This is a genomic window from Roseivivax sp. THAF30, assembly GCF_009363575.1.
Lineage (GTDB): Bacteria > Pseudomonadota > Alphaproteobacteria > Rhodobacterales > Rhodobacteraceae > Roseivivax > Roseivivax halotolerans.
The window spans coordinates 1850164-1872528 of sequence record NZ_CP045389.1; the positions used below are offsets into that span (position 1 = coordinate 1850164).

A 22365-nucleotide genomic window follows, 5' to 3' on the forward strand; every position below is an offset into this window, starting at 1 on the left:
GCCCCTCGATATCCTCATGCGACACTTCAGATCTTGGTGCTAAGGTGCTGAAAAAAATCCCATCTGTCAGGCCTTCTCCAACAACGCCTTCGCCTTTCCCTCCATCACCAACCGCGCATCCTGCTGCGGCTTCGACCGGGCGACTGCGGTGATGCCCTGCACGAAGTCGAAGACGCTCTCGGGCGGGCGGCCTTCCTCGGCCAGAACGGTCTCGACGATCCGCCCCGTCTCCGCCTTCGAGAACCCGCGCTTGCGCAGGAAGTCCTGCCGGTCCTCGTCCGACCGCGCGACGATCTTCTCCCGCGCCGCCCGGATACCGTCGATGAAAGGCGCGGGCGAGGACTCGGCGAAGCGGCTGAGCGCAGGCGCGGCCTCGTGGGCGAAGCGGGAGGCGGCGTATTTTGAGTGCCGGATCGTGATCTCCTGGAAGTCCTCGACGCCCCAGAGGTTGCGGTTCTGGCACACGGCGCGGAGGTAGAAACTGGCGATGCCAAGCGTCTTGGCGCCAACCTCCGAATTCCAGCAATAAAACCCCCGGAAGTAGAGGTCGGGTGAGCCATCGGGCAGCAGCCCCGCCTCGATCGGGTTGAGGTCATCGACGAGGAACAGGAACACGTCGCGGTCGGAGGCGTAGAGCGTCGTCGTCTCCTTCGTGATGTCCACGCGCGGGTTGTAGATGCCGGTCGACCAGTCGAGCACGCCCGGCACCTTCCAGCGCGTGTCGCCCGTGCCGTTCCCTGCGATGCGCTGCACGGCGGAGACCAGTTCATGGTCGTAGATGCGGCCGTAGTCGGGGCCCGTCACGGCGCGCAGTTCGGTACGGCCATTCGCGACCTCCATGGTCTTGATCTGCTCGGCCCGGTGATTGGTCAGCCCGTATTGCAGGTTGATCCCCGCCAGCGGTGCGGGCAGTTGGCGCAGATAGGCGGCGGGCGCACCGACGAGGCTCGAGAGCTGGCCAAAGGACCAATGCGTCGGTGCGATGGGTTCATCCGCACCGGGCAGGACCAGCCCCAGCTTTTCCGGGTCGTCCCGATGCGCCTCGACCCGGATCGCGGCGCGCTCGACCGTCTGCGTCCGGCTCCGCTCCGCCCGGCCCTTGACCGAGGCGAACAGATCGTCGAGCGACAGATACCGCTCGTCATCCGGCCGCGAGAACCACTCGGACGACACGCGGTCCACGTTCGAACCGCGCGACACATCCACCTTGTAGCCGCCGCTCATGTCACGCCCGGCATCGATGATTTCGGTACTCATGGGTTTTCTCCCGCGACGGGCGGCCGAAAGCCTCTCTCTCGACCTCCAAACCCGTCACGGGCCGGGACGGCACCCCTCTGACTCTCCGGTCACTCGGCTGCGCGGGTCTCGAGCGTGGAAGTGGCGCGCGACGCGGCAAGCCGGTGCAGCGTTTCCGGGCGGATATGCGTGTATCGGCGCAGCATTTTCCAATCCTTGTGGCCAGTGACCAGCGAGACCTGTTCAATGGCGAAGCCGGCCTCGAACAGGCGGCTTGTGCCCTCATGGCGTAGATCGTGGAAATGCAGGTCCTTCACGCTGACCTCGACGCAGGCGCGCCGGAAGGCCGTTCCGACCGATTTCGAGTTGTAGGGAAAGATCCGGCCCCTTGCGTGCCCGAGTTCCTTGGCCTGTTCGGTGACCAATGCCCAGGCATCGAACCCCGTGGCGGCGAAGAGTGGGATCCGCTGGTCGTTCCCGGTCTTGTTGCGCGGGTCCTTCCTATCGCGGATCATGAGCATCCGGCGGTCGACGTCGAGATCGGTCCATGCGACGCGGCAGATCTCGTCGAGCCGCATGGCCGTGGCCACCGCGAACTTGACGATCCGCGTCATCGGCAGGGTCAGGCGTTCGTTGTCATCGAAGCAACGGAAGAGGCGGTTCAACTCATCGATGGTAGGGCGACGATCCCGCTCTGTGCCTTTGCCGATCAGCCCGAGACGCTTGAGCGCTACGCGCGCCAGATCAACGGGTTCCGGAGAAATGTCGAGCCCGTGCACGGCTGCCGCGTGGGTGATGATCATCTTGATCACCCCGATATCGATCCCGAGCGTCACCGGGCCCGCACCTTGCTCCGCCCGCATCTTGCCGTAGTCGATCAGCTTCTGCCGGTCGAGGTGCCCGATCTTCTCTTTGCCCAGATCGCGCTTGAGCGTCGTGAGCGTGGCGGCCTTGCTGCGACGCGGCGGTTTCCCTACCTCGCACATATCGGTTATATGAAGATCGATGAGGTCGCCAAAGGTCTGGAGGCGGGAAACGGACGACTTGTTCGGCGCCAGCCCCTGATCGACCCGGGTCTCCGCTTGGCGGGCCCAACGATGGGCGTCGTCGCGGCGGAGGAACGTCTCGCTCGCGTAGCGGCCCTTTCGTCTGATCTGGACCCGGTATGCACCGGAGGGGAGCTTGGTGATGGAGGCCATTTTCGTGTGCGCTGTGTGTGCAATGAGTCGTCGTAGAGGGGCAAATTCGGGGATATTGGGGCGTATTCCAGCGTAGCAGCATCCGCCGCCAACAGTTTGAAGATACACAAAAAATGCTAATAAATCAACACGCTAGATTGTCTACGGCCCCTATGATGGACTGGACCGATCGGCATTGCCGGTATTTCCATCGGCTGCTGTCCCGGCAGGCGCTGCTCTATACCGAGATGGTGACGGCGCCGGCCTTGGTGCGCGGCGGGGCTTTGCATCTTCTGGATCATGCGCCCGAAGAGCATCCTGTCGCCCTGCAGCTCGGCGGAAGCGATCCGGACGAGCTTGCCGAGGCGGCACGGCTGGGGCAGGCGGCCGGGTACGACGAGATCAATCTCAATGTCGGCTGTCCGTCGGATCGCGTGCAGTCGGGCACGTTCGGCGCGGTCCTGATGAAGGATCCCGCGCTCGTCGCCCGCGCCGTGGCTGCCATGCGGGCGGAAGTCGATGTGGAGGTCACGGTGAAGTGCCGTCTCGGTGTCGACGAACAGGAGCCCGAAGAGGTGCTTCCCGCATTCATCGAGGCTGTTGCCGGCGCCGGCTGCGAGCGTGTCATCATCCACGCGCGGAAGGCCTGGCTGCAGGGGCTGAGCCCGAAGGAAAACCGGGATGTCCCGCCGCTCGATTACGGGCTGGTGCACCGCATGAAGACGCGGTTTCCGCAGATGCATGTCTCGGTGAATGGCGGCATTGCTGATCTCGAAACCGCGCGGAAGTTTCTCGATGCCGGGCTCGACGGGGTCATGATCGGACGGGCAGCCTATCACGCGCCTTGGGACGTGCTGGCCGATGCGGATCGCTTGATCTTCGCGACCGGGCGCCCGGCGCCCGAGGCGCGCGACATCGCGCTCGAGATGATCCCCTACATCGACGGTCATATCGCGGCGGGCGGAAGGCTGCACCAGGTCACGCGCCACATGCTGGGGCTTTTCGCGGGGCGTCCCGGTGCGCGGGTCTGGCGGCGCGTCTTGTCCGAGAACGCCACCAAGAGCGGCGCGGATTCGTCGCTGATCCTGCATGCGCTCGACGAGATGGATGCAGCACAGCGCGCCGCCTGAGGGATCGCAAATAAGGCGCAAACATGGCGCAATCGGGTGGCTCGGGCGTCATTGTTTCCCATCCTGCAGCAATCGCTGAAATTCCTTCCTATTCGACCGAATATCGGCAAACCTTCATGCCGGGGATTTCTGTGTTTCTGCCTGGGGGATTGTGATGATCTGGCTCCTGACGCTGCTGCCTTTCCTGGCCCTGTCGGCCTTTGTCGACTTTGGTGATGACGACGACGATGATGACGACAACGACACCGCGCCGACGGATGGATCGGATAGCGGCGACAAGGGTGATGACGGGGACGACGGCGATGACGGCGAAGAGCCGCCGCTCAGTTCCGGCGAAGACGAAGACATAACGCTTACCGAAGGGGATGACCGGTTCGACGGCTCCACTGGCAACGACACACTGCGTGGGCTCGGGGGCGACGATTTCCTGGAAGGCAGCTCGGGTGACGACTCGCTCGAGGGCGGGCCCGGCGATGACACGCTGGTCGGTCAGGGCGGTCAGGACACCGCGATTGGGGGCACGGGCGACGATTCCATAGAAGGCGGCGACGGCGACGACTTTGCCAAGGGCAATGACGGCAACGACACGATCCGTGGCAATGACGGGAACGACACCTTGCTCGGCGGCCTTGGCGAAGATTCCCTGCGCGGCGGCGACGGCGACGATTACGTCGAGGGCGGTGCCAATGATGACCAGGTGCTCGGCAATGACGGCGACGACACGCTTCTCGGACTCGACGGCAACGACACGCTGGACGGTGGCGAGGGCGAGGACAGTCTGAACGGCGGTCCGGGCATGAACGTGCTGACCGGCGGCGCAGGCGCTGACAGCTTCACCATCGACCTGACGCGCGAAGACGGCGAAGACATTCCGGCGATGTCGGCAACGATCACCGATTTCGCGGTCGAGGGCGAGGAGGAGGATGTGCTTCTCCTGATGCTCGACGATCAGGATGATGGCCTTGCTGTCGGTGTCACCGAGGACGGGGACGATGCGCTTCTGACGCTCGGAGAGGGTGAGGATGCGGTCACGCTGGCGCGGATCATCGACGGTGCCCTGAACGGGTTCAGCCTCGAGAACGTGGTAACGGTCGCGGGCGATGATGGCTCGCCGGATACGATGGAGCCGCCCGTCGCGGCTTGATCGACACTAGCTTTTTGCGGCCAACTTGCTGGCCCTGCCGCCGCGCCTCTTCTTGAGGCGCGGTGCGCGTTCGGGAAGGGTCTCCATGATCTCTGCGCGTTCCTCGGATGTCATGCGGGACCAGCGCGTGATCTCGTCGATGGAGCGGTAGCAGCCGACGCAGATGCGTTCTTCGGGATGCACGACGCATAGCTGCACGCAGGGGCTTTCGATCCCCGCGCTCCGTGCGCGTTGCTGTCCTGACTTGTCCGCCATGCTGCTCGTTTGCCTCTTGGCCTTACCCTTGGCGAATATGCCTAATCCGGTCGAGAGCACCCTGCAAGATGTAGGATGCAGCGACGTTGTCGATGCGCTCCGCGCGCCGCATGCGCGATGTATCGGCTTCGAGTAGCGCACGTTCCGCGGCCACGGTGGACAGCCGCTCGTCCCAGAAGGTGATCGCCCCGTCCCAAAGCCGTGAGAAATTGCGGGCGAAGGCCCTCGTCGATTGGCAGCGTGCGCCTTCGCTGCCATCCATGTTGCGCGGCAGGCCGAGTACGACGCCGCCGATCTCGCGCCCGTTCAGGATCTCGATCAGACGCGCGGCATCCTGCGTGAACTTCTTGCGCCGGATCGTCTCGAGCGGCGTCGCAACGGACAACAGCCTGTCGGACACCGCCACACCGATCGTCTTGTCGCCAAGATCGAGCCCCGCAATGGCTCTCATCGGGGGCAGGGCCGGCAGCGCCTCGTCGAGAGTTTCGTGGATCATTCCTCAACCCCGGCGGATCGAGCCGCCTCGCGCACCGTTGTCAGCGCCGCCTCGTCGCCGAGAAAAACCTCTTCGGCGTTCTGCAGGATCGCGCGGGCCTGGTCGAGATTTCCCAGAACGCCATAGGCCGAGATCAGCCGCGCCCATTCCTCGGGGCTGCCGCCTTGCGTCGCGAGCCGGTCAGAAAGCCGCGCGACCATGCCTTCGATCATGCCTTGACGGTCTTCTTCGCTAAGCTCGCCCGCAGCCTCGAGCTCGTCCGCGGTCGGGCCGGGCAGGGCGGTCTGCGGTACGGGCGGGCTGTAATCATTGACGCCGGCGCGCCAGGCCATGTCCTCGATCTGACTCATGATCGGCGCGACCCAGGCATCCTCCGCTGTCGAGCGGCGCAGAAGATTGTCCCAGATGCGGAAGGCGCGATCCGGCCGGCCCGTTTGTGCCATGCTCAGCCCGGCATAATAGGAGGCGACACCGTTCTCGGGATCGCGGTTCAGCGCTCTCTCGACTGCGGCCTCGGCTTCGGGCGAGACGTATCCGCCTGCGGCGAGCACCATCATGTCGGCGAGATCGGCGTAATCCTCCGCCGTCGCCTCCTCGCCCTTGAGCTCGATGATCCGTTCCTGGGCACGATAGGCGGCGCGATAATTGCCCAGCGCTGCCTCGGAGCGCGCAAGAAGCTGGAAGCCTTGCACATCGTTCTGCCGCTCTGCGACGGTGGCGCGCAGACGCTCGACCAGCGCTTGGTATTCGGGGTTCGGAGCCTCGGCCGGGGCAGAAGCCGCATCGCTTTCGGCCTCGCTTTGCGCGGGGCGGTTCTGCCGGGCCTCCTCGGCCCGCGCGATGCGGTCGGACAGGCCGAGATCGCCGTAGCCCGGCGCACCAAGGCTTGCATAAAGGTAGATCGACCCCGACACGAGGAAGAGCGCGATGAGAAGCGCCGCGACGCGCGAGACCGGCTTCGGCTCCGATCCGGCGGCGGTTTCGGACGCGTCCTTGGCATCGGCCGCCAGTAGACGGCGCGACACCTCGGTCCGCAGCCGCTGGGCTTCTTCGGGGCCGACCGTGCCACGCTCTTCATCGCGGTCGATCTCGCGCAGCTGGTCGCGATAGACACCGATATCGGAAGCCACCGCGTCCTGCGCCGAGCGCCGCCCGCGCAGCAGCGCCAAGACGATCACCGCGCCGACCAGCAACGCCATCGCGGCACTCAAGATCCAGAAGGCGATCATGCCGTCTCCCATCCATTCATCCCGTGCAGACATATCCATCCCGGCCCCTGACAAAAAGGCAAAAAACCCGGTGGCGCGAGCATGTCGCAACTGCGCGGTAATGTGACGGGTCTCGGCATGGCGGGCGATGCCCGCCCGTGCGACGAGGGCCGGACAGGGACGCTTATTCGGGAATCGCCGCCGATATGAAACGCTACTCCGCCTTCGCACTCGCTAGGGAAGCATTTCGCAACCACCAGGGGTGGGAGCGTGCCTGGCGCGATGCCCAGCCGAAAAAGCATTACGATGCGATCATCGTCGGTGCCGGAGGGCATGGTCTTGCAACCGCGTATTACCTCGGCAAGAACCACGGCATCCGCAACGTCGCGATCATCGAGAAGGGCTGGCTCGGCGGCGGGAACACGGGTCGGAACACGACGATCATCCGCTCGAACTACCTGCAGGATCCCTCTGCCGCGATATACGAGAAGTCCCGCTCGCTTTACGAGACGCTGAGCCAGGATCTCAACTACAACATCATGTATTCGCCGCGCGGCGTGATGATGCTGGCGCAGACGGAGCACGAGGTGCGCGGCTACCGGCGCACGGCACATGCCAATGCGCTGCAAGGCGTCGACACCACCTTCATCAGCCCAAAGAAGGTCAAGGAGCTGGTGCCGATCATCGAACTCAAGGGCCCGCGCTATCCCGTCCTCGGCGCGCTCTGGCAGGAGCGCGCAGGGACCGCCCGTCACGACGCCGTTGCCTGGGGCTATGCACGGGCGTGCTCCGACATGGGCATGGACGTGATCCAGAAATGCGAGGTGACCGGCATCCAGCGCGAGGGCGGTCGCGTCACGGGCGTGTCGACCACGAAAGGCGATATCGGCTGCAACAAGCTCGGCATCGTTGTCGCGGGTCATTCGGGGCATCTTGCCGAGATGGCCGGCTTCCGGCTGCCGATCGAGAGCGTCGCGCTGCAGGCGCTCGTCTCCGAGCCGATCAAGCCCTGCATGGACGTCGTCGTCATGGCCAACACCGTGCACGGCTACATGAGCCAGTCCGACAAGGGCGAGATGGTGATCGGCGGCGGCGCGGACGGCTACAACAACTACACCCAGCGCGGCTCTTTCCACCATATCGAGGAGACGGTGCGCGCGCTTTGCGAGACCTTCCCGATGATCTCGCGCCTCAAGATGCTGCGGCAATGGGGCGGCATCGTGGACATGACCGGCGACCGCTCGCCGATCCTGTCGAAGACGCCGGTCGAGAACGTGTTCATCAATTGCGGCTGGGGCACCGGCGGATTCAAGGCGATCCCGGGCTCGGGCTGGGGGTTTGCCGAACTGATGGCCAAGGGGCATTCGCCGCTTACCGAGGCCTTCGGCATGGAGCGCTTCCGCGAGGGCCGTTTTGTCGACGAGTCGGTCGCCGCCGGCGTGGCACATTAAGGAGATACGGGACATGCTGATCCTTGAATGCCCCTATTGCGGCGTCAAAGCCGACGAGACCGAACTGCATCCCGGCGGCGAGGCGCACCTGACGCGCTTCGGGCCTGGATCGTCCGATGACGCGTTCGAAAGCTACCTCTTCATGCGCGCGAACCCCAAGGGCGTGCATTTCGAGCGCTGGCGGCACTCGCATGGCTGCGGCAAGTGGTTTCACGCCGCGCGCTGCACCGTGACGCTCGAGGTCTTCGGCACCTATTCGGCTCAGACCACGGAGCCCCCGTCCGACATTATCGAGAAGATCGCGGCCCGCCGTCCCGGCTGGGCGAAGGAGAGCCAGGCATGAGCACGCGCCTTGCGAAGGGCGGTCGCCTGATCGACCGCGCCACCACGCACCGTTTCACGTTCAACGGCCGCCAGATGAAGGGCTATTCGGGCGACACGCTGGCCTCTGCCTTGCTGGCGGGCGACCAGATGTTGGTCGGTCGGTCCTTCAAGTATCACCGCCCGCGCGGCATCGTGGCGAGCGGTGCCGAAGAGCCCAATGCCCTCGTCGGCCTCGGCTCAGGCAACACGTTCGAGCCGAACCAGCGCGTCACCGTGACCGAGCTGTTCGACGGGCTCGAAGCGCAGTCGCAGAACCACTGGCCGAGCCTCGAGTTCGACGTCGGCGCGATCAACGCGAAGCTGTCGCGCTTCCTGCCGGCAGGCTTCTACTACAAGACGTTTATTCATCCCCGTCCGTTCTGGAAACACGTCTACGAGCCCTTCATCCGCAAGTCGGCAGGTCTCGGCAAGGCGCCGGACAAAGAGGCGCGCGACCCCGACACCTACGAGCATTTCTACGCTCATGTAGACGTTCTGGTGATCGGCGGCGGAGTGGCGGGACTTCAGGCGGCCAAGGTCGCGGCGCAGTCGGGCGGCAAAGTCCTGCTGATCGAGCAGAACGCTCATTGGGGCGGCCGCGCGCCAGTGGATGGCGGCACTGTCGACGGAGCAGAGGCGGATGCCTGGGTCTCGGCCACGCTTAAAGAGCTCGAAGGCATGGCCAATGTCACGATGCGGACGCGGACGATGGGCGCGGGTCTATACGATCACGGCTATGCCACGGCCTATGAGCGCGTCTCGGATCACGCGCCGGGCTCCGATGCGCCGCGTCATCGTCTCTGGCGGATCCGGGCAGGGCAGATCGTGACCGCGACCGGCGCGATAGAGCGTCCGCTCTCTTTTGCGGGCAACGACATTCCGGGCGTCATGTTGGCCTCCGCGGCGCGAGACTTCGCGGTGAACTACGCGGTCTCGCCGGGTGACCGGACGGTCGTCGTGACCAACAACGACGATGCTTACCGCACGGCGCTCGCGCTCAAGTCGGTGGGTCTCTCTGTCCCGGCGGTGATTGACGCGCGGGCGAATGGCGGGGGCGCGCTGATGGCCGAGGCCGAGGCGCAGGGCATCCGCGTTCTCAAGGGCAAGGGCATCGCCAAGGTCCAGGGCGGCGCGCGCGTCACCGGTGTCGAGATCTGCCCCCAGGCGGGCGAGGGCGCGACACAGGAAACCATTGCCTGTGACGCCGTCGCCATGTCGGGTGGCTGGTCCCCGGTCGTGCATCTCTGGTCGCATATCGGCGGCAAGCTGACATGGGACGAGACCGAGAACTTCTTCCGCCCCGATCCCGAGCGCGCGCCGATCACCCATGACGGCTCCGCCATCGTGACCGCGGTTGGCGCGGCGAACGGGCATCTGGGTCTGTCGGAGATCGTCAGCGACGCAACGAGCGGCACAACCTCCGCGCTCAAGCGGATCGGCCTGTCGGTCGATGCGGCCGCGCCCGAGGCCAGCCCACGCGACGAAGCACCGATGGAGCCGGTCTGGCTGATGCCGCAGGGCGCCAAGCGCGCGCTCCGGGCGAAAGCCTGGCTCGACTTCCAGAACGATGTGAAGGTGACCGACGTTCAACTTGCCGCACAGGAAGGCTATGTCTCGGTCGAACATACCAAGCGCTACACCACGCTCGGCATGGCGACGGACCAGGGAAAACTGAGCAACATCAACGGCCTTGCGATCCTGTCTCAAGCACTGGGTGAAGGCATTCCGCAGGTTGGGACAACGACGTTCCGCCCGCCCTACACACCGATTTCGCTGGCCTCCATCGCCGGAGAGGCAAAGGGCGAGCTGTTCCAGCCGATCCGCCGCACCGCTCTGCATTCCTGGCACGAGGAAAACGGCGCGGAATGGGAGCCGGTCGGCCATTGGCGGCGCCCCTTCGCCTACAGGAAGCCGGGCGAGAGCACCCATGACGCGGTGACGCGCGAATGCGTCGCAACACGGGAGAGCCTTGGCCTGCTCGACGCCTCGACGTTGGGCAAGATCCTCGTCAAAGGGCCTGATGCCGGGCGCTTCATGGACATGCTCTACACCAACATGATGTCATCGCTGAAGCCGGGCTTCTGCCGCTACGGGCTCATGTGTTCCGAAAACGGCTTCCTCATGGATGACGGTGTCGTGGCGCGGATCGATGAGGACACGTTCCTGTGCCACACGACCACCGGCGGCGCGGAGCGCATCCACGCTCATATGGAGGAATGGCTCCAGACCGAATGGTGGGACTGGAAGGTCTGGGTTCTGAACGTGACCGAGCAGTACACCCAGATCGGCGTTGTCGGCCCCAAGTCCCGCGCGGTGCTGGAAAAGCTTGGAACCGAGGGCATCGGCAAAGACGAGCTGCCGTTCATGCGCTGGATCGATGGCAATGTCGGGGGCATCCCCGCGCGGATCTTCCGGATCTCCTTCTCGGGTGAATTGTCCTTCGAGATCGCGGTCGCGGCAAACCGGGGCCGGGAGCTCTGGGACAAACTGATCGAGGCGGGCCAGGAGTTCAACGTCACCCCCTATGGCACTGAAGCGATGCACGTTTTGCGCGCCGAGAAGGGCTTCATCATGATCGGGGAGGAGACCGACGGGACGATCATTCCGCAGGATCTCGGACTCCACTGGGCGATCTCGAAGAAGAAGGAAGACTACATTGGTAAGCGCGCGCAGGAGCGGTCCTTCATGGACAATCCCGAGCGCTGGCAACTTGTTGGCCTGGAGACGACGGATGGCTCCAAGCTGCCCGACGGGGCCTATGCGGTCGCGCCGGGCAATAACGCCAATGGCCAGGTGAACACGCAAGGGCGAGTGACGTCGAGCTATCATTCCGCCGCGCTTGGCCGTCCGATCGCGATGGGCCTTGTCCATAACGGACCCGACCGGATGGGTGAAGTGATCGAGTTCGCCATGACCGATGGGAGCCGTGTCCCGGCCAAGATCACCGGCACCATTTTCTTCGATCCCGAGGGGGAAAAGCAGAATGTCTGACATTGCACGCGATGGCGCACGCGCCGCTGGGTCGGTGACCGTCGACTCCCTCGGCCCGCAAGGCATGATCTCGGTTCGCGCGAAGATGGATGATCCGGCACTGGCCTCGGCCCTGACGGAGCTTGGCGGCCTGTCGGTGCCCGGACCACTTTCCATGTCGCGCAGCGGCGAGATGGCCGTGCTTTGGATGGGCCCGGACGAGGTGATGGTGCTCTGCGCCTATACCGCCGCCCAGCTTCTGTCCGAAAAGCTGGCTGCGTCGCTGTCGGGCGCTCATGCGCTTGTCGCGAATGTCTCGGACGCACGCGCGATGTTCCGCCTGACCGGTCCGGAGAACGAGGTCCGCGAGGCGCTGGCAAAGCTCACGCCGGCCGATTGCGCGCCCGATGCGCTGCCCGAGGGCCGGGTGCGCCGCACGCGGCTGGCCCAGGTCGCGGGAGCCATCTGGATCGAAGAGGGCGCGGCGAATGTCATCGCGTTCAGATCAGGTGCGGATTACGTCTTCGGTCTTCTGAAGACGGCTGCAGCGGACAGCGCAAAAGTCGGCTATTTCTAAGGCTCTGTCACGGGGCGGTTTCTTTCGCGGATCGCGGAACCCTCACCGCTCCGTGACGTTGATTTCGAGATTGCGCCCGTTGCGCTCTTGACGCTTGCGGCTTGTCAGCGCACCAACGGCGCTATGTCGCAGATTATACTCTGAATAGAACGAGGACCGTCATGGCATTTGAACTTCCCGACCTTCCGTATCCCCACGACGCGCTCGCCTCGAAGGGCATGTCGCAGGAAACGCTCGAGTTCCACCACGACATTCACCACAAGGCCTATGTCGACAACGGCAACAAGGCGATCTCGGGCACCGAGTGGGAAAACAAGTCCGTCGAAGAGATCATCAAGGGCACGTACGATCCGAACGCGGTCGCGCAGTCCGGTATCTTCAACAACGCGTCGCAGTACTGGAACCACAACCAGTTCTGGGAAATGATGACGCCGGAAAACAAGGGCATCCCGGGCGAGCTTGAAGCTGCGCTGACCGAGAGCTTCGGCTCCGTCGACAAGTTCAAGGACGAGTTCGCTGCGGCCGGCGCAGGTCAGTTCGGCTCCGGCTGGGCATGGCTCGTGAAGGACACCGATGGCGGTCTCAAGGTCACCAAGACCGAGAACGGCGTCAATCCGCTTTGCTTCGATCAGACCGCGCTTCTTGGCGTCGATGTGTGGGAACACTCCTACTACATCGATTTCCGCAACAAGCGTCCGGCCTATCTGTCGAACTTCCTCGAGAACCTTGTGAATTGGGAAAACGTTGCCGAGCGCCTGTCGAAGGCATAAGCTTCGCCTCCCAAGCGATTGAAATTGAACGCCTCGACCCATCCGGTCGGGGCGTTTTTCTTTGCCCTGAGGAACGCCCGACCGGGCAGCGCGTTCGTCCTGTGAAAGGCAACAAGCGGAGGCATCTTATGGCCGAGCGTAAGAGATCGAACGATGGGCATCGCGAGACCGAAGAGGTTCTCGGCGAGAAGCCCGAGAACCTTCCCGAGAGCCCTGACCATGCCGGCAGTGCCGGCGGCGAGTTGAACCGCAAGGTCGGCAAGCGCGACGAGGAAAAGCAGGTCGACGACACGTCCGCCGGAAACACACGGCCCAAGGCGCAGGACACCGACGATAGCGGCGACAAGGAGAAGGTGTGATGGCCGAACTCACTCACGGAACTTGGGTGCTCATCGCTGACGGTGAGAAGGCGCTGTTTCTTCGCAATGATCTGGACGAGCACAGTCCGGATCTGAACGTCGTGCGCGAAGAGGAGCAGGACAACCCGTCCGACTACGACCAGTCTGCCAACAAGCCTGGCCGCAAGGGCGATACAGGCATCGGCCAAAGCTCCGCGATGGATGATACGGACTGGCATGAGCTGGCGAAGGAACGTTTCGCCGACGATCTTGCGGACCTGCTTTACAAGCAGGCGCATAAGCACAAGTTCGAGCGGATCGTGATCGTCGCGCCACCGCAAATCCTGGGTGAGCTTCGAAAGCAGATCCACAAGGAGGTGGCTTCAAAGGTCATCGCCGAGATCCCCAAGACGCTGACCAACCATCCGCTGGACAAGGTTGAAGAGATGCTGCGCGACGAGCTCGCAGAGGCATAAGATAGCGAGGCCCGGGGTTTGTGCCCGGGCCTCATTGCGCCGGCCCTCACGCTCTGGCAAAGCTCTGTTGGCAAGGGCAGGGGGACCGCAAATGCAGGAGCAACGGATCGGCGTTCTCGCCATGATCGGCGCTTGCTCCATCTGGGGATTGTCCCCGCTTTACTACAAATTGCTCGCCGATGTTCCGCCGCTCGAGGTGCTGGCCCATCGCACGCTCTGGTCGATGTTGTTCTTCGCCGGGGTGCTTCTGGTCCAGGGCCGGCTTGGTGCATTGCGAGATGCGTTGTCGACGCCGCGCAGGATCGCCGCCATCGGCTTCGCCGCGATCATGATATCCTGCAACTGGTTCCTGTTCATCCTTTCCATCCAGATTGAAAGAGCGACGGAAGCCAGCCTTGGCTATTACATCTTCCCACTGGTAGCGGTTCTGTTGGGCGTTCTGTTCTTTCGCGAACGATTGGGGCGCGCGCAGATGGTGGCCGTGGGATTGGCGACGATCGCAGTTCTCATCCTGTCGGTGCAACTTGGTCATCCGCCTTGGGTGTCTCTCATCATCAGCCTGACCTTCGGCCTTTACGGCGTTGCCAAGAAACGACTTTCTGTCGGACCGGTGGTCTCTGTCACGGGCGAGGTGTTGCTGCTGACGCCATTGGCGCTCGGCTGGCTCTGGCATCTGCACGGTGTCCGCGGCACGGGACTCTTCGGTCAGGATGGAGGTGTGTCGGCACTCTTGATCGTGTCTGGCCCGCTTACCGCTTTGCCGCTCATCTTGTTCAGCTTTGCAGCCCAGCGCGTCAACCTATCAAGCATCGGGCTCATCCAGTACTTGAACCCTACACTGCAATTCCTTGTCGCAACGCTGGTTTTCCGCGAACCCTTCGGCACGGTCCAGGCCGTGGCCTTTGCGCTGATCTGGACAGCTTTGGCGATCTATTCGACGGCGACGCTTCGGGCCGAAAGCGCGCGGCGCAAAGCCGCGATCGTACCCGGCGCATCCGGCGAGACCTGAACGTTCTCGACAATGTCGCTTCCGGCGAAGCCTTGATCGACGACGTGATGCATCAGCGCGATCAGCGGATCCCAGTAGCCTTCGACGTTCATCAGCACGATGGGTTTGTCATGCAGGCCGAGCTGCCGCCAGGTCAGCACCTCGAAGAATTCGTCGAGCGAGCCCGCACCGCCCGGAAGAACGGCGATGGCATCGGCGTTCATCAGCATGACTTTCTTGCGCTCGTGCATGGTGTCCGTGACGACGAAGGTCGTCAGATCGCGTTTCCCAACTTCCCATTTCACAAGGTGATCCGGGATCACGCCGAAGGTCTGGGCACCCGCGTTCTGGGCAGACCGGGCCACGCGGCCCATCAGACCCACGTCGCCCGCACCGTAAACGAGCCGCCAGCCGGCCGCGCCGATTTCCCAGCCAAGCGCTTCGGCCGCCGCCGCGTAGGCTGGGTCGGAGCCATCGCGCGCCCCGCAATACACGCAGATCGAGATTTGTTGCATCGCGACAACTCCATGCTTGCGCGGCTTTGACCGGTGTTAGCGCTGTTGATATACGTTCTCAACCGGCTGCGGCGCGTAAAGATCTGCCTGTGCGCACGCAGCCTTATGGGGATGAACCAGAGATGACGACCAAATCCTCCATGTCCGGGCCGATCGGGGCGGTCCTGGGCGTGACCGCGCTGCTTGGCGCGGCATTGGCCGGGCTTTATGCCACGGGCCAGTTGGACGATGTTCTCGCCCGCGGCGACGACGCGCCCGAGGCTGTCGAGGACGCAGCGGCTCTGCCGCAGCCTGCGCCGAGTACGGATACCATTCCCGAGCCGCAACGCGATATGACAGCGCCTGAGACGGCGACCACAGGGTCGGAGCCTGTTCTCGCGGCCCGCACGCCCGATGCTCCGGAGGTTGCGACAGAGCCCGCAGCGCCGCTTGAAACCGCTGAGGAGGCCGGTCGCGCCGAGGCCGAGAGCGTAGCAACCGCGCCCGACGCGTTGGACGCTGACACCGAAGAAGATACCACGCCCGAAACCGCGCCCAGTTTCGACCTCGTTCGGGTTTCGCCCGACGGTAGCGCGGTGATCGCCGGGCGCGGGACACCGGGTGCGAGGGTCCGCGTTCTTCTCGACGATGCCGAGGTCGCGGAAACCGAGATCGACGCGAGCGGCAGCTTCGTCCTTCTTCAGCCGCTCGGGACAAGCGCCTCGCCGCGCGTCATCACGCTTGCCGAGCGGATGGGGGACGCAGAGCGGATCGGCGCGGAAGAGATCATCCTCGCCCCGTCGCCAGAGTCTCCCGAGGCCCAAGTGACCGCCTCTGCGGAAAATAGCGAGGAGATTGCGGCTCGTCCCGTCGATGCTGACGACGCAGGCGACGCTCCGACCGAAACCGCGGCCATGGAAACTGACGCGGCACCGGAAACCCCGCCAAGCGAGGCTCCGAGCCAAAAAGCGGCACTCCCTGACGCAGAGGAACCCGGTATCGAGCCAAATCGTGAGCTCAGCGAACCGACCGCCGCGAGTGACGCACCGAGTGAGACCGCCGCGCTCGATCCTGCCACCGGCGGCGCGGTACCGGACCTGCCGGACCTCGCTCCGCCGGAAGCGGCTCCGCAACCGACCGCTGTGCTCCTGTCCGGCCCCGAAGGCGTCGATGTCGTCCAGCCCGCGACCGAGCCTGCAGATCTGCCGGACGGCGATTTCGTGGCGCTCGACGCGATCAGTTACGACGACGGGGGGGACGTCTCGCTTTCCGGGCGCGCGACTCCCGGCGGATCGGTCCGCATTTACGTCGACAATTCCGAAGTGACGCTGACCGATGTCTCCGAAGGAGGCCGCTGGCGCACAGGCCTGCCGGGCACGGAGCCGGGCACCTACACGCTCCGCCTAGACCGGGTCGATGCCGAAGGGCGCGTTCTGGCGCGGATCGAAAGCCCGTTCCGCCGGGAAAGCCGCGCCGCGATCGAGGCGGCGGCGCCTGAAACCGGCGGGCCGGTCTACGCGGTCACGGTCCAGCCCGGCAATACGCTGTGGGGAATTTCGCGCGAACGCTATGGCGAGGGGCTGCTTTACGTGAAGGTGTTCGAGGCCAATCAAGACCTCATTCGCGATCCCGACCTTATCTATCCCGGCCAGGTCTTCGCGCTCCCCGATTGAGGCTCAGCGCGGCAGCGGATCGTCCTCGCCCTGCGCCTCGCCAGCCAGCCAGTCCCGGAATTCTGAAAGGGCCGGGGTCACCGGACGATCGGTGGGCCAGGCCAGGTGATAGGCGCCAAGACTCGTCGGCTCGGCGTCATGCGCGACGACAAGACGTTTTCGTGCGAGCGCTTCTTCGGTCAGGTAGTCAGGCAGCAAGGCCACGCCAAGCCCGTGAAGCGCGGCCTCGAGGATCGTCGTGAACTGATCGAAGGATGTACCGGGCAGGGGGCCTGTCTCGCGACCCTGGGCCGCGAACCAATCCTCCCAGGCCGTGGGCCGCGTGTCGATGTGGAGAAGCGGCAGTTGCGCCAGTGTCTTGAGCCCGACAGGTCCATCCTTGAGCACGCTGGGTGCGGCAACGGGCAAAACCCGTTCGGGACGCAGGAGCAACCGGTTCGTGCCGGGCCGCGCTGCCATACCAAATTCGATGGCCGCATCGAAGGCTTCGGCCGCGAAATCGGGCGGCCTGAGGCGCGTCGTGAAGTTGATCGTCACTTCAGGGTGGCGCCGGGTGAAATCCGGAAGGCGCGGCACGAGCCAGCGCATCCCGAAGGACGGCAGCACCGACAGCGACAGGGAGCCCGCGCGCGACGGCATCCTGAGGCTCAGCGAGGCTTGCGCGATGCGGTTGAGTGCGGCGCGGACCTCGGCGGCATAGGCGCGCGCCTCGGGTGTGAGGCTGAGGGCGCGGGACTCGCGGCTCGCGAGCGTCACCCCAAGCTGATCCTCGAGCGTGCGGATCTGACGGCTGATCGCGGATTGGCTGAGATCGAGCTCTCTCGCGACCGCCGCCGCGGTGCCGAGCCGATCCAGCGCCTCGAGCGCGCGCAAGGCGGGCAGGGGCGGCAGAAGGCGCCGCGATAAGGGGGATGCTTGCATTTCTTGCATGGATTCTTGCGGTATTGTCGCTGTTCGATGACGTTGGCGCAAGTTATCTTCTAGCCAAGCGAATTTGGAGGACACGTCATGAAAGATCTCGATGACAAGCCTGTACTGAAAGCAAAAGACGCGCCCAACCTGGGATCGTTTGACTGGGAAGACGCTTTCCGCCTGACGGACCAGCTCGAAGAAGATGAGCGCATGATCGCCGAAAGCGCGCGCACCTTCGCGCAAGAGAGCCTGCAGACCCGGGTGACTCAGGCATTCGAAGAGGAAACTGTCGAGCCCGAGATTTTCCGGGAAATGGGCGAGATGGGGCTTCTTGGCGTCACCGTGCCCGAAGAATATGGCGGGCTCGGCTCGTCCTACGTGGCCTACGGGCTCGTCGCGCGCGAGATCGAGCGCGTGGATTCCGGCTATCGCTCGATGATGTCGGTGCAATCGAGCCTCGTTATGTATCCGATCTACGCTTACGGCACCGAGGAGCAGCGCAAGAAATACCTGCCGAAGCTCGCCTCCGGTGAATGGATCGGCTGTTTCGGCCTGACAGAGCCCGATGCGGGCTCCGACCCGGCGGGCATGAAAACGCGCGCCGAGAAAATCGACGGCGGCTATCGTATCTCGGGTTCCAAGATGTGGATCTCGAACTCGCCCATCGCGGATGTATTCGTGGTCTGGGCCAAGTCCGACGCGCATGACGGCAAGATCCGCGGCTTCGTGCTTGAGAAAGGCATGAAAGGTCTGTCGGCGCCGAAAGTCGGCAACAAGCTGTCGCTTCGCGCCTCGGTGACAGGCGAGATCGTCATGGACGGCGTCGAGGTCGGTGAGGATGCGTTGTTGCCGCATGTCGAGGGCCTGAAAGGTCCGTTCGGCTGTCTCAACCGCGCGCGCTACGGCATTGCCTGGGGCGTCATGGGCGCGGCCGAGTTCTGCTGGCACGGCGCGCGGGCTTACGGTCTCGACCGCAAGCAGTTCGGCAAGCCGATCGCGCAGACGCAGCTTTTCCAGAAGAAGCTCGCTGACATGCAGACCGAGATATCGCTGGGTCTTCAGGCGTGCCTGCGGGTCGGTCGCCTCATGGACGAGGCCAAGGCCGCGCCCGAGATGATCTCGCTCATCAAGCGCAACAATTGCGGTAAAGCCCTTGATATCGCTCGCATGTCCCGCGACATGCATGGCGGAAACGGCATTTCTGCGGAGTTCCAGGTGATCCGCCACATGGTGAACCTCGAAACGGTGAACACCTATGAAGGCACGCATGACATTCATGCGCTGATCCTTGGGCGTGCGCAGACCGGCTTGCAGGCATTCTTCTGATACGAGGCGCTTGGGGCTCTTGCGGCCCCTTTTCGCGAAGGCCAAGGTCACGCAAAGGCGCGGGATCCATCCGATCTCGCGCCTGCCGTCGAGCGGGAGAGCGACATGGACGCAAGCCAACGGGTGCACGAGACGTTTCTGGAGCGGGTGAAGGCCGGCGATCTGCCGAGCCTCGATCCGTTGGAGATCGACCAGGACCTTCTTCGGCAGCTGTGGCGCGCGCAGCTCATCTCGCGGCACATGGACCGGGCAGGGCGCTGGCTGCAATCCCAGGGGCAGGGCTTTTACACGATCGGCTCCTCGGGGCATGAAGGTATGGCAGGCGTCGCGCTGGCGCTCTCCGTCAAGGATCCGGCCTTTCTGCATTACCGCGACGGCGCGTTTCAGGCGGCGCGGGCGCTGCAGGCCGGTCAGGATCCGATCATGGACTTCGCGCTGTCCTTCGCCGCCTCGTCCGACGATCCGATCTCGGGCGGCCGACACAAGGTTTTGGGCTCCAAGGATCTGAGCATCCCGCCGCAAACCTCTACGATTGCGAGCCATTTGCCGAAATCCGTGGGTACCGCCTTCGCCCTTGGCCTCAACAAGCGGCGCGGTCTGACAGAAGAGCGGCTGGCGCTCTGTTCCTTTGGCGACGCCTCGCTCAACCATTCCACAGCGCAAGGCGCGCTCAATACCGCCGGATGGACCGCCTGGCAGGGCGCGCCTCTGCCGCTGATGTTCGTCTGCGAGGACAACGGTATCGGCATTTCAGTGAAATCACCCGAAGGCTGGGTGCGCGCTGTGCTGCAATCGCGGCCCGGTCTCGACTATGCCGAGGCCGATGGCTGTGATGTCGTGGCGGCTTATCGCGCGGCTCGCGATATGGCAGAGCGCATCCGCAAGACACGTCGGCCCGGACTTCTGCACCTCACTTGCGTCCGGCTCTACGGCCATGCCGGCGCGGACGTTGAAAGCACGTATCGTCCCGAGGCCGAGATCGCTGCGGCGGAAGCGCGCGACCCGCTGCTCTACACGGCGCGCCGTTTGCTTGATGCAGGACATGAAGAAGTCGATATTATCGAGCAATATGAGAGCGTTGAGGCGGAATGTTATCGTGCCGCAGAGCAAGCGATGGCGCGCCCGCGGCTTAGCTCCGCCGCAGAGGTCGCAGCCTCGATCCTGCCGCCGAAAGCCAAGGCTCCGATCCCAAATGCGCCAGACCCCGAGGCGCGCGAGGCGGCGTTCGGGCCGGCCGATCTGCGCGCGCTGAAAGAGCCGCAAGCAATGAACAAGCTCATCAATCTGGGGCTGACGGACCTCATGCTGAGCTATGACAACATCGTGCTCGCAGGCGAGGATATCGGCCGTAAAGGCGGCGTTTACGGTATCACCAAGGGTCTCCAGAACCGGTTCGGAGCGACCCGTGTCACGGACACGCTGCTGGACGAGCAGTCGATCCTCGGGCTCGCGATCGGGCTTGGACAACAAGGATATATTCCGATCCCGGAAATCCAGTTCCTGGCCTATCTGCACAACGCCGAAGACCAGATCCGGGGCGAAGCCGCGACACTGCCGTTCTTCTCGAATAGGCAATATGCCAACCCGATGATCGTGCGGATCGCGGGGCTTGGCTATCAGAAAGGCTTCGGCGGCCATTTCCACAACGACAATTCGCTGGCCGTCCTGCGGGATATCCCGGGCATCGTGATCGGCTGTCCGTCAGATGGCGCAGAGGCCGTGAGGATGTACCGCGAAGCCGTGCGGCTTGTGCGGGAGGAAGGACGTGTCGTCGTCATGGTCGAGCCGATCGCGCTCTATCCCATGCGCGACCTCATGGAGCCGGGCGACGGGCTATGGACGCGCCGTTATCCCGAGCCTGGCGAGACAGCGCCGCTCTCGAGTCTCAGAACGCTGGGCGAGGGAACCGATCTTGCGATTCTGACCTATGGCAACGGTGTCTATCTGTCGGAACAAGCGCGGCATGACTTAAGCGCGTCTGGCATTGCGGCGCGCGTGATCGACCTGCGCTGGCTCGCACCGCTTGATGAAGCCGCGATCCTCAAGGCCGTTGGTACATGCGAGAAGGTTCTGGTCGTCGATGAATGCCGTCGCACAGGCTCGCAATCCGAAGCCTTGTGCACGCTGCTTGCCGAAAGATCGGACCGCCCATTCGCGCGCGTGACAGCCGAGGATTGCTTCATCGCGACCGGACCGGCTTACGCAGCCACATTGCCATCGCGGGAGGGGATCGTGGCAGCGGCGAAGGACTTGATGGCCTGAGCGCCGGGGCGCCTAATGGCGCCTGTCCGATAATCGCATAATCAGTATTATGTTAAAAACGGTCACGGTGAGATCTGTAATTATGGACAGAGCTTAGCGCGATCTCGTAATCTGCCGCCGCTGTATCTTGGGGTTCCCGCATCCATGTCGTCCGATCCGAACACCAACGCCGTTTCGGAGGCGCTTGAAGGCCGGCTTCTGCGGCTGACCCTGTGCGATACGATCGAGGAAGCCTGGTCCACGCATTGCGCTACGATGGCGGAATACGGGTTCACGCGGCTCCTCTATGGCTTCACACGGTTCTGGTCCGGTGCATCGCTTGGCGATCCCGAGGACTTCCTCGTTCTGACGAACCTCGAAAAGAAGTACACCGACCGTTTCATCGGGGACGCCATGTATCGGGACGCACCGATGGTCCGCTGGTCTTTGGAGAACGAAGGCGTCGTGTCGTGGCGGATCCTTGGCCAGATGCAGGCATCGGGCGTTCTCACTGAAGCGGAGCGCAAGGTTGTCGCGTTCAATCGCTCGCAAGATGTGACCGCCGGATATTCGATCTCGTTCCGTTCCGTGTCGCGACGGGCCAAGGGCGCGATCGCTCTCATGGCGCGTTCGGGTCTTGAACAGGACGAGGTGGACGAGATCTGGAACCGGCATGGAGCTGCGATCGAGCTGTTCAACAACATCCTGCATCTCAAGATCCTCACCCTGCCCTATACGCCGCAGAACCAGAGCCTGACACCGCGCCAACGCGAAGCGCTCGAATGGGTCGGAGATGGCAAGACAACGGCCGATATCGCGGCCCTCATGGGATTGACCGCGGCGACGGTCGAAAAGCATCTCAGGCTTGCGCGCGCCGCGCTCAATGTCGAAACCACGGCGCAGGCGGTGTTGAAGGCCGCGTTTCAGAACCAGATGTTCGTTCTGGATTTTCGGGACTGATCGGAGCGACGGTCAGGAATTCCGGACTTACCTAACGCAAGGTAAACTGTCAGCTTGAGCACGTTCCACGCGTGTTGGCTTTCAGAAGCCCGGAACGTCGATGATGCCGTATCCCCCTGATATTGCAGGGCTCTGCGGCATAGTTGAGTGCGAGTATCGGTGCAGACTCCAAATTTTCG

22 protein-coding genes are annotated in these 22365 nt (G+C 63.9%); 15 read left to right on the plus strand and 7 right to left on the minus strand.

Translation table 11 applies throughout. The annotated features are described in order from the left end of the window. Positions 1-66 precede the first annotated feature (66 nt). Positions 67-1257 (minus strand): DUF932 domain-containing protein, encoded by a 1191-nt coding sequence (locus tag FIU91_RS09045; protein WP_092811216.1) that lies wholly within the window; start codon positions 1255-1257, stop codon positions 67-69. An 89-nt stretch (positions 1258-1346) separates the two neighbouring features. Next, positions 1347-2435, minus strand: coding sequence for a site-specific integrase (locus tag FIU91_RS09050; RefSeq protein ID WP_092811214.1), 1089 nt, complete (start codon positions 2433-2435; stop codon positions 1347-1349). A gap of 113 nt (positions 2436-2548) precedes the next feature. Here FIU91_RS09050 and dusA point away from each other — a divergent pair, with 113 nt between their 5' ends. Genes dusA through FIU91_RS09060 form a run of 3 tightly spaced genes read left to right on the plus strand, consistent with a single transcriptional unit; the run spans position 2549 to position 4688 of the window. Then, positions 2549-3544, plus strand: a complete 996-nt coding sequence (gene dusA / locus FIU91_RS09055; protein ID WP_152462204.1) for a tRNA dihydrouridine(20/20a) synthase DusA — start codon at positions 2549-2551, stop codon at positions 3542-3544. A 23-nt stretch (positions 3545-3567) separates the two neighbouring features. Next, positions 3568-3699: a hypothetical protein gene (locus FIU91_RS19730; RefSeq protein ID WP_256371898.1), complete on the plus strand. Its 132-nt coding sequence runs from the start codon at positions 3568-3570 to the stop codon at positions 3697-3699. Beyond that, positions 3699-4688 carry a calcium-binding protein gene (locus FIU91_RS09060; RefSeq protein WP_152462205.1) on the plus strand — a complete coding sequence of 330 codons (990 nt, stop codon included), beginning with the start codon at positions 3699-3701 and terminating at the stop codon, positions 4686-4688. The genes FIU91_RS19730 and FIU91_RS09060 overlap by 1 nt, the downstream gene beginning before the upstream one ends. Before the next feature lie 6 nt (positions 4689-4694). Here the strand turns inward: FIU91_RS09060 and FIU91_RS09065 are convergent, their stop codons facing one another. Genes FIU91_RS09065 through ccmI form a run of 3 tightly spaced genes read right to left on the minus strand, consistent with a single transcriptional unit; the run spans position 4695 to position 6707 of the window. Continuing rightward, the gene (locus FIU91_RS09065; protein ID WP_093014410.1) at positions 4695-4943 is read right to left on the minus strand and encodes a DUF1289 domain-containing protein; all 249 of its coding nucleotides are present in this window, start codon (positions 4941-4943) and stop codon (positions 4695-4697) included. Positions 4944-4965: 22 nt separating this feature from the next. Continuing rightward, positions 4966-5439, minus strand: coding sequence for a Holliday junction resolvase RuvX (gene ruvX / locus FIU91_RS09070; RefSeq protein ID WP_152462206.1), 474 nt, complete (start codon positions 5437-5439; stop codon positions 4966-4968). Continuing rightward, positions 5436-6707 (minus strand): c-type cytochrome biogenesis protein CcmI, encoded by a 1272-nt coding sequence (gene ccmI, locus FIU91_RS09075; RefSeq protein ID WP_254702084.1) that lies wholly within the window; start codon positions 6705-6707, stop codon positions 5436-5438. Before ccmI ends, ruvX begins: the two co-directional genes overlap by 4 nt. Positions 6708-6853: 146 nt before the next feature. Between ccmI and FIU91_RS09080 the strand changes: the two genes are divergently transcribed. The 8 genes from FIU91_RS09080 (at position 6854) to rarD (ending at position 14601) form a co-directional block, all read left to right on the plus strand. Continuing rightward, on the plus strand, positions 6854-8098 hold the full coding sequence (locus FIU91_RS09080) for a sarcosine oxidase subunit beta family protein (RefSeq protein WP_152462207.1): 1245 nt from the start codon (positions 6854-6856) through the stop codon (positions 8096-8098). Positions 8099-8111: 13 nt separating this feature from the next. After that, on the plus strand, positions 8112-8441 hold the full coding sequence (locus tag FIU91_RS09085) for a sarcosine oxidase subunit delta (protein WP_152462208.1): 330 nt from the start codon (positions 8112-8114) through the stop codon (positions 8439-8441). Next, positions 8438-11452 carry a sarcosine oxidase subunit alpha family protein gene (locus FIU91_RS09090; protein ID WP_152462209.1) on the plus strand — a complete coding sequence of 1005 codons (3015 nt, stop codon included), beginning with the start codon at positions 8438-8440 and terminating at the stop codon, positions 11450-11452. Before FIU91_RS09085 ends, FIU91_RS09090 begins: the two co-directional genes overlap by 4 nt. After that, positions 11445-12008, plus strand: coding sequence for a sarcosine oxidase subunit gamma (locus tag FIU91_RS09095; RefSeq protein WP_172974976.1), 564 nt, complete (start codon positions 11445-11447; stop codon positions 12006-12008). The genes FIU91_RS09090 and FIU91_RS09095 overlap by 8 nt, the downstream gene beginning before the upstream one ends. A gap of 161 nt (positions 12009-12169) precedes the next feature. Then, entirely contained in the window at positions 12170-12778 is a 609-nt protein-coding gene (locus FIU91_RS09100; RefSeq protein WP_152462211.1) for a superoxide dismutase, read from the plus strand. 128 nt (positions 12779-12906) lie between these two features. Next, positions 12907-13137 carry a hypothetical protein gene (locus FIU91_RS09105; RefSeq protein ID WP_093014431.1) on the plus strand — a complete coding sequence of 77 codons (231 nt, stop codon included), beginning with the start codon at positions 12907-12909 and terminating at the stop codon, positions 13135-13137. Continuing rightward, positions 13137-13592 (plus strand): host attachment family protein, encoded by a 456-nt coding sequence (locus FIU91_RS09110; RefSeq protein ID WP_152462212.1) that lies wholly within the window; start codon positions 13137-13139, stop codon positions 13590-13592. Before FIU91_RS09105 ends, FIU91_RS09110 begins: the two co-directional genes overlap by 1 nt. A 91-nt stretch (positions 13593-13683) precedes the next feature. Continuing rightward, on the plus strand, positions 13684-14601 hold the full coding sequence (gene rarD / locus FIU91_RS09115; RefSeq protein WP_152462213.1) for an EamA family transporter RarD: 918 nt from the start codon (positions 13684-13686) through the stop codon (positions 14599-14601). Here rarD and FIU91_RS09120 read toward each other — a convergent pair. After that, on the minus strand, positions 14523-15095 hold the full coding sequence (locus tag FIU91_RS09120; RefSeq protein ID WP_152462214.1) for a TIGR00730 family Rossman fold protein: 573 nt from the start codon (positions 15093-15095) through the stop codon (positions 14523-14525). The genes rarD and FIU91_RS09120 overlap by 79 nt on opposite strands. A gap of 122 nt (positions 15096-15217) precedes the next feature. Between FIU91_RS09120 and FIU91_RS09125 the strand changes: the two genes are divergently transcribed. Next, complete coding sequence (locus FIU91_RS09125) at positions 15218-16747, plus strand: LysM peptidoglycan-binding domain-containing protein (protein ID WP_152462215.1); 1530 nt, start codon at positions 15218-15220, stop codon at positions 16745-16747. A 3-nt stretch (positions 16748-16750) separates the two neighbouring features. Here the strand turns inward: FIU91_RS09125 and FIU91_RS09130 are convergent, their stop codons facing one another. Further along, positions 16751-17668 (minus strand): LysR substrate-binding domain-containing protein, encoded by a 918-nt coding sequence (locus FIU91_RS09130; protein WP_152462216.1) that lies wholly within the window; start codon positions 17666-17668, stop codon positions 16751-16753. 87 nt (positions 17669-17755) lie between these two features. On the opposite strand from FIU91_RS09130, the gene FIU91_RS09135 reads away from it, so the two are divergent. The 3 genes from FIU91_RS09135 to FIU91_RS09145 all read left to right on the plus strand — a co-directional run bounded on the left by FIU91_RS09135 (position 17756) and on the right by FIU91_RS09145 (position 22186). Further along, entirely contained in the window at positions 17756-18985 is a 1230-nt protein-coding gene (locus FIU91_RS09135) for an acyl-CoA dehydrogenase (protein WP_152462217.1), read from the plus strand. 105 nt (positions 18986-19090) lie between these two features. Further along, positions 19091-21247 carry a thiamine pyrophosphate-dependent enzyme gene (locus tag FIU91_RS09140; protein WP_152462218.1) on the plus strand — a complete coding sequence of 719 codons (2157 nt, stop codon included), beginning with the start codon at positions 19091-19093 and terminating at the stop codon, positions 21245-21247. A 144-nt stretch (positions 21248-21391) separates the two neighbouring features. After that, on the plus strand, positions 21392-22186 hold the full coding sequence (locus tag FIU91_RS09145; RefSeq protein ID WP_152462219.1) for a LuxR family transcriptional regulator: 795 nt from the start codon (positions 21392-21394) through the stop codon (positions 22184-22186). The last annotated feature ends 179 nt before the right edge of the window (positions 22187-22365 follow it).

What these genes read in the sequence shown, in the direction of transcription:
- ccmI (WP_254702084.1), bottom strand. Translation starts at nt 6,707, where the DNA reads ATGGATATGTCTGCACGGGATGAATGGATGGGAGACGGCATGATCGCC.
- FIU91_RS09090 (WP_152462209.1), top strand. Translation starts at nt 8,438, where the DNA reads ATGAGCACGCGCCTTGCGAAGGGCGGTCGCCTGATCGACCGCGCCACC.
- FIU91_RS09060 (WP_152462205.1), top strand. Translation starts at nt 3,699, where the DNA reads ATGATCTGGCTCCTGACGCTGCTGCCTTTCCTGGCCCTGTCGGCCTTT.
- FIU91_RS09105 (WP_093014431.1), top strand. Translation starts at nt 12,907, where the DNA reads ATGGCCGAGCGTAAGAGATCGAACGATGGGCATCGCGAGACCGAAGAG.
- rarD (WP_152462213.1), top strand. Translation starts at nt 13,684, where the DNA reads ATGCAGGAGCAACGGATCGGCGTTCTCGCCATGATCGGCGCTTGCTCC.
- FIU91_RS09110 (WP_152462212.1), top strand. Translation starts at nt 13,137, where the DNA reads ATGGCCGAACTCACTCACGGAACTTGGGTGCTCATCGCTGACGGTGAG.
- FIU91_RS09080 (WP_152462207.1), top strand. Translation starts at nt 6,854, where the DNA reads ATGAAACGCTACTCCGCCTTCGCACTCGCTAGGGAAGCATTTCGCAAC.
- FIU91_RS19730 (WP_256371898.1), top strand. Translation starts at nt 3,568, where the DNA reads ATGGCGCAATCGGGTGGCTCGGGCGTCATTGTTTCCCATCCTGCAGCA.
- FIU91_RS09120 (WP_152462214.1), bottom strand. Translation starts at nt 15,095, where the DNA reads ATGCAACAAATCTCGATCTGCGTGTATTGCGGGGCGCGCGATGGCTCC.
- ruvX (WP_152462206.1), bottom strand. Translation starts at nt 5,439, where the DNA reads ATGATCCACGAAACTCTCGACGAGGCGCTGCCGGCCCTGCCCCCGATG.
- FIU91_RS09085 (WP_152462208.1), top strand. Translation starts at nt 8,112, where the DNA reads ATGCTGATCCTTGAATGCCCCTATTGCGGCGTCAAAGCCGACGAGACC.
- FIU91_RS09050 (WP_092811214.1), bottom strand. Translation starts at nt 2,435, where the DNA reads ATGGCCTCCATCACCAAGCTCCCCTCCGGTGCATACCGGGTCCAGATC.
- FIU91_RS09100 (WP_152462211.1), top strand. Translation starts at nt 12,170, where the DNA reads ATGGCATTTGAACTTCCCGACCTTCCGTATCCCCACGACGCGCTCGCC.
- FIU91_RS09145 (WP_152462219.1), top strand. Translation starts at nt 21,392, where the DNA reads ATGTCGTCCGATCCGAACACCAACGCCGTTTCGGAGGCGCTTGAAGGC.
- FIU91_RS09125 (WP_152462215.1), top strand. Translation starts at nt 15,218, where the DNA reads ATGACGACCAAATCCTCCATGTCCGGGCCGATCGGGGCGGTCCTGGGC.
- FIU91_RS09140 (WP_152462218.1), top strand. Translation starts at nt 19,091, where the DNA reads ATGGACGCAAGCCAACGGGTGCACGAGACGTTTCTGGAGCGGGTGAAG.
- dusA (WP_152462204.1), top strand. Translation starts at nt 2,549, where the DNA reads ATGCTAATAAATCAACACGCTAGATTGTCTACGGCCCCTATGATGGAC.
- FIU91_RS09130 (WP_152462216.1), bottom strand. Translation starts at nt 17,668, where the DNA reads ATGCAAGCATCCCCCTTATCGCGGCGCCTTCTGCCGCCCCTGCCCGCC.
- FIU91_RS09135 (WP_152462217.1), top strand. Translation starts at nt 17,756, where the DNA reads ATGAAAGATCTCGATGACAAGCCTGTACTGAAAGCAAAAGACGCGCCC.
- FIU91_RS09065 (WP_093014410.1), bottom strand. Translation starts at nt 4,943, where the DNA reads ATGGCGGACAAGTCAGGACAGCAACGCGCACGGAGCGCGGGGATCGAA.
- FIU91_RS09045 (WP_092811216.1), bottom strand. Translation starts at nt 1,257, where the DNA reads ATGAGTACCGAAATCATCGATGCCGGGCGTGACATGAGCGGCGGCTAC.
- FIU91_RS09095 (WP_172974976.1), top strand. Translation starts at nt 11,445, where the DNA reads ATGTCTGACATTGCACGCGATGGCGCACGCGCCGCTGGGTCGGTGACC.